Below are 13,076 nucleotides of genomic sequence, written 5' to 3' on the forward strand. Positions count from 1 at the left end.
GGGAATGTCCTGGATCCCTCATGCGCTATTACATGCAAATGCATATAAAGGAAGCGCATACCAGGAGGAACACCATGCAGTTCGGCGTATTCAGTGTCAGCGACATAACCGCAGATCCCACGACCGGCAGGACGCCGTCCGAGTACGAGCGGATTCAGGCCTCGGTCGCCATCGCGAAGAAGGTCGAGGAGATCGGGATGGATGTCTTCGCCATTGGCGAGCACCATAACCCGCCGTTCTTCTCGTCCTCACCCACCACGACGCTCGCGTACATCGCGGCGCAGACGGAGCGGATTATCCTTTCCACCGCGACGACGCTGATCACCACCAATGATCCGGTCAAGATCGCCGAAGACTTCGCCATGCTGCAGAACCTCTCCGACGGCCGCGTGGACCTGGTCCTGGGACGCGGCAATACCGCCCCGGTCTACCCGTGGTTCGGCAAGAACGGCCAGGATTCCCTCGAACTGACGGTCGAGAACTACAACCTGCTCCGCCGGCTCTGGGATGAAGACGTCGTCAACTGGGAGGGCAAGTTCCGCACCCCGCTGCAACGGTTCACCTCCACCCCGCGCCCGCTCGACGGCGTCGCACCCTTCGTGTGGCACGGCTCCATCCGCACCCCGCAGATCGCCGAGCTGGCCGCCTACTACGGCGACGGGTTCTTCGCGAACAACATTTTCTGGCCGAAGGAGCACTACCAGCAGCTGATCGGCCTCTACCGCGAGCGCTACGAGCACTACGGCCACGGCCGGGCAGATCAGGCGATCGTCGGCTTGGGCGGCCAGTTCTTCATGCGGAAGAGCTCGCAGGAAGCCGTCAACGAGTTCCGCCCGTACTTCGACAATGCACCGGTCTACGGCCACGGCCCGTCCATGGAGGACTTCACCGCGCAGACCCCGCTGACGGTCGGTTCACCGCAGGAGGTGCTGGAGAAGACCTTGACCTTCCAGGAGTACTTCGGCAACTACCAGCGCCAGCTCTTCCTCATCGACCACGCCGGCCTGCCGCTGAAGACCGTACTGGAACAGTTGGACCTGTTCGGCGAATACGTCCTGCCGGAGCTGCGCAAGGAACTCGCTTCACGGGCACCGGCCGACCATCCGGAAGCTCCCACGCACGCAAACCGCGTGGCAGCACGCAACGCAACATCCGCCGTCGACGCCAGTACGACGGCGGCATAAGCCAGCCGCTGGCGGACTTTCCTAGTGGACCGACGAATTCTTCTCGAGGACGAAGTCGCCGCCGGGATAGATGATGGTTTCGTGGCCGTCGTCGTACCGGACCGCATAGGGGGGATGTCCTTTGTCCCCTCGGACCTCCGTAATTTCCCCGTGCTTGTCCGCCGAATCGACGGTGGTGCCGCGGATGATGATGCGGTCGCCTGGTTGTGCCTCCATAGCAAACACCTCCTCAGCACCACCATACGAGGCCACGCGCAAAAGCGGAATGGGCGCAGTGGTGTATGCCGGCGTCGTGCATTCTCCCTGCGGAACTTTTAACATTCCTCAGATCCGTGGTAAACCCGGAGTATGGGAGAGGAAAGCCACGAACAGGCCAAACAACAGGATCCCGACCCGCCCGTCCGCATCGATATCGGCAATGAAGAACTTGTCATCAACAACAAGTACGAAACGTTGTCAATCGCCAACGACGTCCTGATCGGCATCTTCTTCTTTGTCGGCAGCATCTTGTTCTACTTCAAGCCACTCGAATTCTGGGCGGTAACGCTGTTCGTGCTTGGCAGTGTCGACTTCCTGTTGCGCCCGATCATCCGGATGAGGCGAAAGGTCCACCTCAAGCGCCTCGGACGCCGGGACGACCACGGGCCCCAGTACTACTGAGGCGTTTTTGCCTCTAGACACCTTGTAATCGCTGTGCCAAGGTGAAAATTGCAGGCATGAAGTGTGCCGCTGGTTCGCCTCCCGGTGTGCCAGGTGTCAGCAAGAAAGTGAGGACACCATGGGATTTGGAAGCATCGCCAAGAAGGCCAAGGATTATCTGAGCAACAAAGAGAATCACGGCAAGATCAACGAAACTATCGACAAGGCCCAGAAACAGCATGGCAGCAAGCTGGGCAAGCACGGCGGGAAGGTCAATAAGTTCGTCGATGGCCAGCAGGAGAAGCGTTTCGGCGGTGGACCTGCCGGCGTCGAAAACCCGGATCCCAGAGCCGGCGAAGGCCCGGGTCCGAGAGGTGATGAGGGCCGGCGCGGCGGCGAAACCCCGCCTCCACCCCGGTAGTTCCCACAATCATCCAGCTTGAGGCGGCCCTTTCGGGGGCCGCCTCCTGCATGTGCTGGCATGTGCTGGCGCGGGCCGTCAGCTGTTGTTCGGCAGCGTGAAGGTGAAGGCGCTGCCTTCGCCGAGCGTACTGGTGCAGGTCAGGGTCCCACCGTGCCGCTCGATAATGTCCTTCGAGAGGGCAAGCCCCAACCCTATGCCCGGAATAGCGCTCCTGCGCGCTGCGCTGCTGCGGAAGAAGCGGGCGAAAACGTCTTGGCTGTCCTCGGCGTTCATGCCCATACCGTTGTCGGCGACTTGGCACTGGACGGTCCCGTTTTGTGCGCTGCCATGGACTTGGACAGTGGCTCCGGAGTGCGAATATTTGATCGCGTTGGAGAGCAGATTATCCAGGACCTGACGGATCCGTCCAGGGTCGCATTCGACTTCCAGCTGGACCGGAGTGTTCGTGAGGATCTGGATATTGGCGACGGCGGCCCGGGGCTCGGCCGCTGCGACTGCCTGGTGAATCAGCTCGGCCAGGTCGGCCGTTGTCGGTTGAAGCTCCGCATACCCCGTTGCCGTGTTCAGCAGGTCGTTGACGATCTTGAGCAACTGATCCGAATTCCGCCGGATGACATCCAGACCGGCGATGACGTTTGGCGGCAGATCCTCGGTCATGGCGAGCAACTCCGTGAAGCCATGGATCGAGGTCAAGGGAGTGCGCAGTTCGTGGGAGACGTTGGAGAGGAAGTCGTCCTTGGCGTTCAGCGCGGAGACCAGATCGGTAACATCGTTGAAGGCCAGGACGGACCCTTCGCGCCGGCCGTCGCTGTCGCTCATGGATTGCGCCGACGTCGATAGGACACGCTGCTGCGGGAGCTCACCGATCCAGATCAGGTAGTCCGAGAAGGTCTCGCCCCGGATGGCCCGGATCGCCGGCCGGTCTTCGACAGGCAGCGGCGACGACCCTCCATCCGCAAAGAGCAACAGGTCGGCTTCGGCTGCGTCCGTCAGGTCGTCCGGCAAGCCGATGCGGTGAACCTCCTGCTGCCTCCGGTTCATCAGGACGTCGTTGCCGTTCTCATCGATAGCCAGCACGCCGACGTCGACCGTGTCCACGATGGTTTTCAGGAGGCGCTCCCGACGGCCACTGGCTTCCAGGAGCCCGCGCAGTTCGGCGTCCTTGCTTTCCACCACGCGCTGTTGTTCCAGCATGCTTGCCGTCATCACCTGCACGGTGATGCCGATGGCCAGCATCATGAAGGGAATGAGTATCGGTTCGGTGAGTGCCGCCAGGTTGATGGCATTACCCCTGACGAATATCGGCGTCCACACCATCAGCAGCGTGGCCACCGCACCAGCCAGGACGCTGAGCCGGGGCAACAGTCCGGAGGCAGCCATCCAGATGACGGGGAAGACGGCCAGCATTCCCAGCCCAGTCAGGACATCACCGGCACCTTCGCGCATCAACCCGATCGGGATGAAATCGAGCAACGGGATGATCAGGAAGGACGGATAAGGCAGCTTTTCCCACGGCACCGCAAAGCAAGCCAGCAGAAGGACGACGCCGGTCACGAGGCTGAGTTGGAACAAGGGGTCCGCCAGCAGCGGGACATGGAAAATGACCGTGCCGATGAACAGGACCAGCATCGTCGCAGAGAGCGGCAGCTGGCTCATCACCACCCGGCCCCGGAGGGAAAGGTTGTGGAACTTGATCCTGTTCAAGGTTAGGAAATCGAGAACTTTATCCACGACAGCGGACTCCATAGCTCTGGTTTGTTGGCTATTCCATTGTGACTGATGTGACAAATGGGCAGATCACAGTCTTAATAAGAACATGGTTAATGCTCAAAGCAGGCGCCGCGCGCTCATTGTTGAGGACAATAAAGACATCCGCAACCTGTTGGTCCAGATTGTCACGGCTCAGGGATTTACTGCCTTTGAGGCTGAAACCGGTGCCGAAGGCCTCGAACTGGTGCAGGCCGGGGCCATGGACCTCATTACGCTCGACCTGAATCTGCCGGACATGGACGGAATCGATGTCTGCCGAAAGGTCCGCGAGGTCTCCGATGCGTACGTTCTGATGATCACTGCCCGCGTGGATGAGATCGACCGGCTGGATGGCCTGGAAACCGGCGCCGACGACTACATCAGCAAACCCTTCAGCCCCCGCGAACTGCAGGCAAGAATCTCGGCCCTGTTCCGCCGCCCCCGCTCCCCCGAACCCGAGGCAGCTTCAGGTGCGCAGGAACGCGAACATGCCGCCGAAGTCCAGCGCAGCCTGCTCCCCGGTGCCGCCGTTCTCCTCGACGGTTATGAGATCGGTGGCGGCTGCCGCCCTGCCCGTAACGTCGGCGGAGACTTTTTCGACTGGAGCGCCACCGAGGAGGGGCTGCAACTGACCGTTGCCGACGCCATGGGCAAGGGAATGGGAGCCGCGCTGATAGCTGCCACAGTGCGTGCGGTGCTTCGGACCTCGATCAAACACACAGATTTGGACACTGCCTTCAACGCAGCCGGCGGCATCCTGGAAAAGGACCTGGAGCAGGCCGGATCCTTCGCAACCGTCTTCCACGCGAGGCTGAACGCGGACTGCGGAACCTTGGGCTACGTCGACGCCGGCCACGGGCTCGCGATGCACCTCCACGACGGCGGACTGAGCCGCCTGTCGTCCGGCGGACCCCCGGTGGGCGCCGTGCCGGGGTCGGTGTGGACTTCCGGGAGCATCGTACTGGCGCCCGGGGATGCCATGGTGGTCGTCAGCGACGGCCTGCTGGATGCCTTCGACTCGGTGGAGGCGGCGATGGCAGCCGTTGCCGCCGTCGTCGACGCCGGCGAAAAGGCGCAGGACGCCTCCGATGCCATCCTGGAACTTGCCCAAGGTGAAGGCATTACCGACGACGTCACGGCAGTGGTGGTCCGCCGCAGCCCTGCCATGGGAGGCTCAGCGCCGGGGCCGTACAGATGAACCTGTTCCTCGTCCGCCTGCTCGTCGTCCTAACTCTTCTACTGGGCGTAAATTACATTGCCTGGCGGTGGCTGGAATCACTCAACTGGTCTGCCTGGTGGATCGCCGTCCCCTTGATCATGGCCGAAACCTATAGCCTGATCGACGTCGGGCTTTTCGGCCTCACGGTCTGGCGGGTCAAATACCGTCCAGCACCTCCGCCGCCACCGGCCGATGCCACCGTCGATGTCTTCATCACCACCTACAACGAGCCGCTCGACCTGGTGATGACCACGGCCTTAGCGGCCCAGAGAATCCGCCACCCGCACAGCACCTGGATCCTCGACGACGGCGCCCGCCCCGGGTTGCGCAGCAAGGCCGACGAACACGGCATCGGGTATCTGACCCGCAGCGAGGACTGGACGGACCGGCCGCGGCATGCCAAAGCCGGCAACCTGAACAACGCGCTGATGACCACGCATGGCGAATTCCTGCTGATCCTCGATGCCGACCAGATTCCGGAACCGGACATCCTTGAAAAGACACTCGGCTACTTCAACAACCGCCGCGTAGCCCTGGTCCAGACGCCGCAGTACTTCAGCAATGTCCCCGCCGATGATCCGCTGGGGAGCCAGGCACCCTTGTTCTATGGCCCGATCCAGCAGGGTAAGGACGGCTGGAACGCCGCGTTCTTCTGCGGCTCAAACGCCCTGCTTCGCCGCGAGGCCCTGATGCAGGTCGGATTGGCCGGTTATGTCCGGGAGGTCGATCGTGGAGTGCGCCGCGCGCTGGCCGGAGCCCGGACCGCCATCCGCAAGGCGCGCAAGTCCCCGGAGTCGGCCGACCCAGTGGTGTCCCGGCTCCTCGATGAGGTCGATGCCGCCACTGACCAGGCGCGGAAGGAATTGGACGACGGCGTATCCCTGAGCGAGATCACTTACCGGGTCCGGAGGAAGGTCGATACCGCGGTGCAGAGCCTGGTCTCGGAAAATTTCTCGACCCTGGAAGCGGACCTGGCGGAGATCGCCGTGATGGAACTCGGCGCCGGCGGCGGCATCGACTCCCCATTTGAACTGGAAGGCGCGGTGGACCGGATGTCGCGGCGGGATTGGTCACCGCTGGGCGCGCTCGGATCCATCCAGTCGGTCCTGGACGCGGTTTCCGTGGAGCGGCCGGACGAGGCGCAGCCGGTGATGCCGCTGGCCACCATTTCGGTCACCGAGGACATGGCCACCGCCATGCGCATCCACGCGATGGGCTGGGACAGCGTCTACCACCATGAAGTCCTCGCCTACGGTCTGGCCCCCGAGGACCTGAAGACCATGCTGACCCAGCGGCTGCGATGGGCGCAGGGCACCATCCAGGTGATGCTCCGGGAGAATCCGCTGGTCCAATACGGGATGAAATTCGGCCAGCGGCTGATGTACTTGGCCACGATGTGGAGCTATCTCAGTGGCTTCGCCGCCGTCGTCTATTTCGCCGCGCCGATCATCTATCTCGTGCTCGGCGTTCTGCCGGTCAACAGCCTCAGCACCGACTTCTTTATTCGTTTCGTCCCGTTCATGATCATCAACCAGCTGCTGTTCGGAGTCGTGGGCAAGGGCGTCAGCACCTGGCGCGGCCAGCAGTACAGCCTCGCCTTGTTCCCCACCTGGATCAAGGCGTGCACGACGGCGGCCCGTAACGTATGGTTCGGGCGGCCCCTGGGTTTTGCCGTCACTCCCAAGGCCCGCCAGACCGAAGGACCCTCCTGGAGCTTGATCCGGCCGCAGCTGATCGTGATGGCGCTGTTGGTCCTGGGGCTGATTGTGGGCGCAGTCCGGCTGGCCAATGATATGAACGAACCTATTGGGACTTTGGTAAACGTTGCTTGGGTCGTCTTTGACCTGATCATTCTGTGGGTCCTGGTCAAGGCAGCCAGCTACAAGGGGTTCGACCCTCAGGAAAGGAAGCAAGATGAATTTCACCGTTGATACCGCGGCTGAATCCTACGCGGAGGTCAAAGGAGCGGGACGGTTGAATATGGTCTCCGCAGCAAAACTGCGGGAGGTGGTTGCCGACGTCGTCGCCGGCGGTTCCAATCATGTGGTCATCAATATGGCCGAAATGGATTTTATGGACTCCTCCGGTCTCGGCGCCCTCATCGGCTGCCTGAAGGTTGCGCGGCAGGCGGGCGGCGACCTGCGGATCGCCAATGTGCAATCTCAGGTGAAGATGGTCCTTGAGCTGACCAATATGAATCGTGTCCTGACCCCGTACGACAACGTGGAAGCAGCGTTCGCGGATGCCTGAGATCATCGGTCACAGTTCCCGCCAAGGCCCGGCCGTCCCGGAAACCATTAACGAACTGCATACAGACTTGGACCAGCTGTGGGAAAAGGCATCGTTCGTCCCCGAAATGGATCAGATGGCCTTCACCACGGCCGTCATTGAAGCCGCCAGCAATGTGGTCCAGCACGCGACGCCGTCGTCCGATGCACAGCTGCAGCTCGGCGTCGACATCACGATCTGGCCGCACCGGATGCAGGCGACAGTCAGCGAAATCGGTGCCGCGCCTTCCCGGCCGGATCTGGATGGCGCTTCGTCCTCTGATCAAGACGTTGAGGCGGAAACCGGACGCGGATTGGCCCTGATCCGGGCACTGGTCAGCACTGTGACGTTCGAACGGCATGGGGACACGAACGTATGGACGCTCTGTAAGGACTCACCGCCCACACAGCGTTAGAGTGATGTTAAATTGCTGCCGGGGAGGGGAACGATTTGGTTCAGCAGGAACGCGCGCAGACGACGCGGGAAGCGATTATCCGCGGCGCGGCTGAAGTGTTCGAAAGTTATGGGTATGGCAGCGCGACCCTGAGTGACATCATCCAGCGCTCCGGTGTCACGAAGGGTTCGCTCTACTTTCATTTCGCCTCCAAGGAAGCCCTGGCCCACGCCGTCGTCGAAGCGCAGCACCAATTGTCGTTCAGCTCCGGGAAGGACCCGGCCCTGCAGAGCGATTCGGCGATCGAAACCATGATGAGGGTGTGCCGGCGATTCGGCGAACAGCTGCAGACCGAGCCAATAGTTCGCGCCGGCATACGGCTGACGCTGGAAGCATCGATGTTCGAGAAACCGGTGATCAGCCCCTACACCGACTGGATGAAACAGTTCGAGGTCCTCATTCAGCGGGGGATCGACGACGGTGAGATTCGCAGTACGATCGACCCCGCCGCCTTGGCGCACTATATAGTCCCCGCCTTCACCGGTGTGCAGATGGTTTCCAACCTGCTCACCGGCCACCAGGACGTGCTCGAGCGGATCAACGATATGTGGACATTCCTGCTGCCCGCCCTCCGGCCTGAAGAGTCTTCCACTACGCCTTCGCCCCTGAGCTGAATAATCGCAATCCGGCTTGACCGTGACGTACGACATACGTACGCTATAAACATACCGGACACCCGGTTTCTATTTGGTCGCCCGCTTCAGCGCCTATGCGATGACGGGGGCGTCATGCGATCGCACTGCAGGCCGCGGACGACCAGATAATAACGCCGCTCCGGTCTCGGAAAGCGGGCCAGGGAGCCTCCGCTTTCCGGGACCGGAGCGGACCAAAACGCGCACAGAGAACGACGGCCCTGGGGGACGGCGATGAACGAACCGGCATTGCAATTCGCCGAGGTGGACAAGGTCTTCGGTGAGGGCGGATCGTCGGTGCTGGCGCTGCGGGGCATCAACGTCACCGTGAATACCGGCGAATTCACCGCTTTGATCGGCTCCCCCGGTTCCGGCAAGTCTTCTCTACTGGCCGTTGGCGGTGGCTTGGATCAGCCCACAAACGGCGAGGTGTTCGTCAACAGGACTTCGCTCAGCGGGCTCGGACTGAACGAATGCGCGAGCCTGCGGCGCCGCTTTGTCGGCTATCTCCACCAGAAACCCGACCTCGTCCCAATGCTCACGGCCCTGGAGAATGTCGCCTTGCCGCGTGAACTCGACGGTGCATCCACCGAGGTAGCACAGCAAGAAGCCGAGGCCGCTCTCGATAAGATCGGAGTTGGGTCACTTTCCGGCCGCTTCGCGCGTGAGTTGTCCAATGCAGAGCAACAACGTGTCGCCCTGGCCCGGGCGATCGTGGGCGAACGGCGGCTGATCCTGGGCGATGAACCGGTGGCCGGCGTGGACCCGGCCGACGGCGACGAACTGCTCGACACCCTTCGCCGCTTGGCCGACGAGGGCTTCGCGGTCCTGTTGACCACGCGGGAAACCAGGCACACCGCCTGGGCCGACCGCGTATTGTTCATCAACAATGGACAAATTATCGGTGAATCCGGCAGCCGCTTCGGCAGCGAGTTAGTTTTCGCCGACCGCTACGTCTAATTCCTCCAGACGGTCCGGATCGGCGAGCACGTCGATGGCGGTGATCCTTCCGTCCCGAACGGTGAACGCCATAACGGAGACCGGCCGGCCATGAGGAACGACGACGACTCCCGCGGTTCCGTTGACGTGCACCGGGCGTATGTGTGGGGCAAGCTGCCCATACGTGAGAGCCTGCTTGGCGATAGTCGCCCCGCCGCGAAGGAGCACTGAGGCCGCAGGCCGCGCGAATCCGCCGTCGGACCGGAGCACGGCGTCCGGATCGAGCACCGCGACCAGCGCGGAGAAGTCGCCGTCACGGGACGCGGCGAAGAACGCATCGACCACTTCGCGCTGCCGGGCGGGATCGACGTCGGGCGTTGGAACCTGTTGTTGCACCCGCCGCCTGGCCCGGCTGGCCAACTGCCGTGCCGCCGTCGTCGACCGCTCTACAACGGGCGCAATCTCCTCGAAGGGCACGGAAAACATGTCGTGCAGCACGAACGCCAGGCGCTCTGCGGGATCCAACGTGTCGAGCACTACCAGCAGCGCAATCCCGACGGACTCGGACAACAGCGCCTGGTCAGCCGGATCGACGTCGTCCACGCGGCTCACCACGGGATCGGGCATGTGCACGCCCAGCGGTTCCTCGCGGCGCGAATTGCGTGTCCGCAGCATGTTCAGGCACACCCTTCCGGCCACCGTGGTCAGCCATCCGGCCAGATTCTCCACGCCGCTCACGTCGGCACGGCTGGCGCGCAACCAAGTCTCCTGGACGGCGTCGTCGGCCTCACTGAGCGAGCCGAGCATCCGGTACCCCACCGCGCGCAGATGCGGCCGGTGTGCTTCGAACCGCTCGGCCAGCAGGTCAAGTTCGTCCATCCGTCACATTCTCCCAACGCCGCGTGTCATAAGAGTGTAAACCGGCAAAAGGGCCAATCCCCTGGAGGAGAACAACAATGAACAAGCAACCGAATCACGACGACGGCGCCGTGGCAGCACCGATTCTGGTCACCGGCGGAACCGGCCGGCTCGGGCGGCTCGTTATCCCGCGGCTGCTCGCTGCTGGACGCGATGTGCGGGTGCTCAGCCGGCACTCTCAGGATGCGGCCGGCGGCGTCGAGTACCTCACCGGCGACCTGCTCACCGGCGAGGGGGTCGAGCGGGCGGTGGACGGTGCAGGAACCATCCTGCACCTCGCCGGGGCCGCCAACGCGAAAGGCGACGACGAGGCGACGCGCAATCTTGCCAGAGCGGCATCACGGGCTGGGATCCAGCACCTGGTGCACATCTCCGTCATCGGCGCGGACCGCGTACCGCTCGGCTACTTCAAGTCCAAGCTGGCGGCGGAGCAAGCTGTGATCGACTCCGGACTGCCGTTCACGATCCTGCGTGCCGCCCAGGTCCACGATCTGGTGCTGACCATGGTGCAGGCGATGGCGAAACTGCCGATGATCCCGGTTCCCGGCGGGGTGCGGTTCGAGCCGGTCGATGCGGACGAAGTAGCGGCCCGACTCGCCGAACTGACCCTCGGCGAGCCCTCCGGACTGGTTACCGATCTTGCCGGGCCGGAAGTGTATGGAATGGACGAACTGATCCGTGGATACCTGCGGCTGCACGGTAAGCGGCGCTTGATGGTTCCGCTCCGGATGCCGGGCAAGGCGGGACGAGCCTACCGGGCCGGTCGGAATCTGTCACATGAGCGTTCCTCGGCCGGGAAGCGGACGTGGGCAGACTTCCTGCAGAACGAGAAGGCGTCCAAGCGTCTCCAACCCGTCGCTGGAAACCTCCCGCCACGCGGGCGACGGTGACTCCCGACTGCCCTTCACCATGTCCGGTGAAGGTTATCTTCCGGACGGCCTCAGCGCCCGTAGTGGTATCGGCATGAGGCGATGCGGATCTCATCGTCGCTGACCTTGTAGACCAAACGGTGCTCGTCGGTGATCCGACGAGACCAGTAGCCGTGGAAGCCATGCTTGAGTGGTTCTGGCTTGCCGAATCCTTCGTTTCCGTTGTGCTGGACATCCTTGACTAATATGTTGATCCGCTTTAGAACTTTGCGGTCTTGGGCCTGCCACCAGACATAGTCTTCCCAGGCGGCCTCATCCCAGACCAGTTTCATTCAGCCAGGTCCCGCCGGATCCCCTCGCCGTTTTCGAGCCGGTTGATGGAGGCCAACAGTCTGCGGGCGTTCTCGGGGCTCCTGAGCAAATAGGCGGTCTCCTTCAACGACTCGTAGTCATCGAGTGCCACCATCACAACTGGCTCGTGACCGGCACGCGTGATAATAACTTCCTCGCGATCGTCGGTGACAGCGTCGAGAGTCTCGGCGTATCGCGCCCTTGACTCTGAGTAGGACATGGTTTTCATGAGGTTACTTCTCCTTACGTACAGAAAACTGTACGCTCAAAAATCGCTGGCTGCAATCAGCACGGCGCTCGACATGGATCGTCCGGCTCGTCCCGTCTCCTATTCAGGCAGGCAGCCGCAGGAACGCCGGATGATCAAGTCGGTGGGGAACACCATGTTCCTGACCGGGGTTGACTCCTCCTTGTTCAGCAGCGCTTCGACGGCGGCAGCCGCCATCTCCCGCGTGGGCTGGTGCATGGCGGTCAGCGCCGGCCAGGTGTACTCGGACTGGAAGGAAGCGTCGAAGGAAACGACGGCAACGTCGGCAGGAACATTCAGATCGGCCTCATGCAGTGCGCGGAGCACCCCCACCGCTTGAACATCAGAACTGACGAATACCGCCGTCGGCCCGTCCTTGAGGGAAGCCAGCCTTCGTCCGGCCGTATATCCACCGTCCATGCTGAAAGGCGCGGTGAAGACCGGCCCCTCCTGCAAACCTGCAGCAGTCAACGCCTGCAGCCAGCCCGCCTCCCGCTCGTCGGGGGCGTTGACAGCATTCATTCCTTTCACCAAGGCAATGTTCCGATGGCCGTGCCAGATCAGGTGTTCCACGGCGGCCAACGCACCGACTGTCAGATCCACACCCACGGTCGGCAGGTGTTTGGAAGGGCGGTAATGGTTGAGCAGCACGGCGGGAATCCCGGAGGCGATGACGTCATCCAGGTATGGCTCATCCTCGACGGTGGTCAGCAGCACTCCGTCCACCTGGCGGGACAGCAGGTTCCGCACATGCTTTCGTTCCTTGGCCGTGGAACCATCCGAATTCGTCAATAGCAGCGCGTAACCGCGGTCGTTGGCCGCGTCTTCCAAGGCATGCGACAACTCGGCGAAAAATGGGTTGATGGTGTCGGGAATGACCAGCCCCAGCATTTCGGTGGAGCCGAGTTTCAACGCCCTCGCCGCAGCATTCGGCCGGTAGCCCAGCACCCGGATTGCTTCCAGCACCCGCGCCTCCGTGGCCGGCGCAACTTTTTTCGGCCCCGCATTAATGACATAGCTGACGACGGCGGTGCTCACCCCCGCATACCGCGCGACATCCTTCCGGGTCACCGGACTCCTGGCCGGCTGGGCCGTCGTCGTCATTCCTTGACCGCTCTCTTTTGCTGTAGACATTGCGGTGCCATCCGGCTCCGCTGCTGGCTCGGTGGACGCAGCAGGGATG

16 protein-coding genes are annotated in these 13,076 nt (G+C 62.6%); 10 read left to right on the forward strand and 6 right to left on the reverse strand.

Translation table 11 applies throughout. The annotated features are described in order from the left end of the window. The first annotated feature begins 74 nt into the window (after positions 1-74). Complete coding sequence (locus ACX80B_RS13110; protein ID WP_459296839.1) at positions 75-1,184, forward strand: LLM class flavin-dependent oxidoreductase; 1,110 nt, start codon at positions 75-77, stop codon at positions 1,182-1,184. Between the two features lie 21 nt (positions 1,185-1,205). On the opposite strand, the gene ACX80B_RS13115 is transcribed toward ACX80B_RS13110, so the two are convergent. Further along, positions 1,206-1,400, reverse strand: coding sequence for a DUF1918 domain-containing protein (locus ACX80B_RS13115; protein WP_459296841.1), 195 nt, complete (start codon positions 1,398-1,400; stop codon positions 1,206-1,208). Positions 1,401-1,532: 132 nt separating this feature from the next. On the opposite strand from ACX80B_RS13115, the gene ACX80B_RS13120 reads away from it, so the two are divergent. Together ACX80B_RS13120 and ACX80B_RS13125 are read left to right on the forward strand one after the other, a co-directional pair. Continuing rightward, positions 1,533-1,844: a YrhK family protein gene (locus tag ACX80B_RS13120; RefSeq protein WP_459296843.1), complete on the forward strand. Its 312-nt coding sequence runs from the start codon at positions 1,533-1,535 to the stop codon at positions 1,842-1,844. A gap of 118 nt (positions 1,845-1,962) precedes the next feature. Continuing rightward, on the forward strand, positions 1,963-2,244 hold the full coding sequence (locus ACX80B_RS13125; RefSeq protein WP_459296845.1) for a hypothetical protein: 282 nt from the start codon (positions 1,963-1,965) through the stop codon (positions 2,242-2,244). Between the two features lie 78 nt (positions 2,245-2,322). On the opposite strand, the gene ACX80B_RS13130 is transcribed toward ACX80B_RS13125, so the two are convergent. Further along, a complete protein-coding gene (locus ACX80B_RS13130) occupies positions 2,323-3,993 on the reverse strand; it encodes a sensor histidine kinase (protein WP_459296847.1) in 1,671 nt (556 codons plus the stop codon). A 70-nt stretch (positions 3,994-4,063) separates the two neighbouring features. Here ACX80B_RS13130 and ACX80B_RS13135 point away from each other — a divergent pair, with 70 nt between their 5' ends. The 6 genes from ACX80B_RS13135 to ACX80B_RS13160 all read left to right on the forward strand — a co-directional run bounded on the left by ACX80B_RS13135 (position 4,064) and on the right by ACX80B_RS13160 (position 9,529). Continuing rightward, positions 4,064-5,194 (forward strand): SpoIIE family protein phosphatase, encoded by a 1,131-nt coding sequence (locus ACX80B_RS13135; protein ID WP_459296849.1) that lies wholly within the window; start codon positions 4,064-4,066, stop codon positions 5,192-5,194. After that, entirely contained in the window at positions 5,191-7,146 is a 1,956-nt protein-coding gene (locus ACX80B_RS13140) for a glycosyltransferase family 2 protein (protein WP_459296851.1), read from the forward strand. Before ACX80B_RS13135 ends, ACX80B_RS13140 begins: the two co-directional genes overlap by 4 nt. After that, entirely contained in the window at positions 7,130-7,465 is a 336-nt protein-coding gene (locus tag ACX80B_RS13145) for an STAS domain-containing protein (RefSeq protein ID WP_459296853.1), read from the forward strand. The genes ACX80B_RS13140 and ACX80B_RS13145 overlap by 17 nt, the downstream gene beginning before the upstream one ends. After that, on the forward strand, positions 7,458-7,898 hold the full coding sequence (locus tag ACX80B_RS13150) for an ATP-binding protein (protein WP_459296855.1): 441 nt from the start codon (positions 7,458-7,460) through the stop codon (positions 7,896-7,898). The genes ACX80B_RS13145 and ACX80B_RS13150 overlap by 8 nt, the downstream gene beginning before the upstream one ends. 35 nt (positions 7,899-7,933) lie before the next feature. Further along, complete coding sequence (locus ACX80B_RS13155) at positions 7,934-8,551, forward strand: ScbR family autoregulator-binding transcription factor (protein ID WP_459296857.1); 618 nt, start codon at positions 7,934-7,936, stop codon at positions 8,549-8,551. Positions 8,552-8,803: 252 nt separating this feature from the next. Then, positions 8,804-9,529, forward strand: coding sequence for an ABC transporter ATP-binding protein (locus ACX80B_RS13160; RefSeq protein WP_459296859.1), 726 nt, complete (start codon positions 8,804-8,806; stop codon positions 9,527-9,529). Here ACX80B_RS13160 and sigJ read toward each other — a convergent pair. Continuing rightward, positions 9,503-10,387, reverse strand: coding sequence for an RNA polymerase sigma factor SigJ (gene sigJ, locus ACX80B_RS13165; protein WP_459296861.1), 885 nt, complete (start codon positions 10,385-10,387; stop codon positions 9,503-9,505). The genes ACX80B_RS13160 and sigJ overlap by 27 nt on opposite strands. Positions 10,388-10,464: 77 nt before the next feature. Between sigJ and ACX80B_RS13170 the strand changes: the two genes are divergently transcribed. Beyond that, the gene (locus ACX80B_RS13170) at positions 10,465-11,316 is read left to right on the forward strand and encodes an SDR family oxidoreductase (protein ID WP_459296863.1); all 852 of its coding nucleotides are present in this window, start codon (positions 10,465-10,467) and stop codon (positions 11,314-11,316) included. A gap of 50 nt (positions 11,317-11,366) precedes the next feature. Here the strand turns inward: ACX80B_RS13170 and ACX80B_RS13175 are convergent, their stop codons facing one another. From ACX80B_RS13175 to ACX80B_RS13185, 3 genes are all read right to left on the reverse strand, one after another. After that, complete coding sequence (locus tag ACX80B_RS13175) at positions 11,367-11,627, reverse strand: Txe/YoeB family addiction module toxin (RefSeq protein ID WP_459296865.1); 261 nt, start codon at positions 11,625-11,627, stop codon at positions 11,367-11,369. Beyond that, a complete protein-coding gene (locus tag ACX80B_RS13180) occupies positions 11,624-11,875 on the reverse strand; it encodes a type II toxin-antitoxin system Phd/YefM family antitoxin (protein WP_459296867.1) in 252 nt (83 codons plus the stop codon). Before ACX80B_RS13180 ends, ACX80B_RS13175 begins: the two co-directional genes overlap by 4 nt. A gap of 99 nt (positions 11,876-11,974) precedes the next feature. Beyond that, positions 11,975-13,027: a LacI family DNA-binding transcriptional regulator gene (locus tag ACX80B_RS13185; protein ID WP_459296869.1), complete on the reverse strand. Its 1,053-nt coding sequence runs from the start codon at positions 13,025-13,027 to the stop codon at positions 11,975-11,977. Between the last annotated feature and the right edge of the window lie 49 nt (positions 13,028-13,076).

This window comes from Arthrobacter monumenti, from assembly GCF_054511255.1.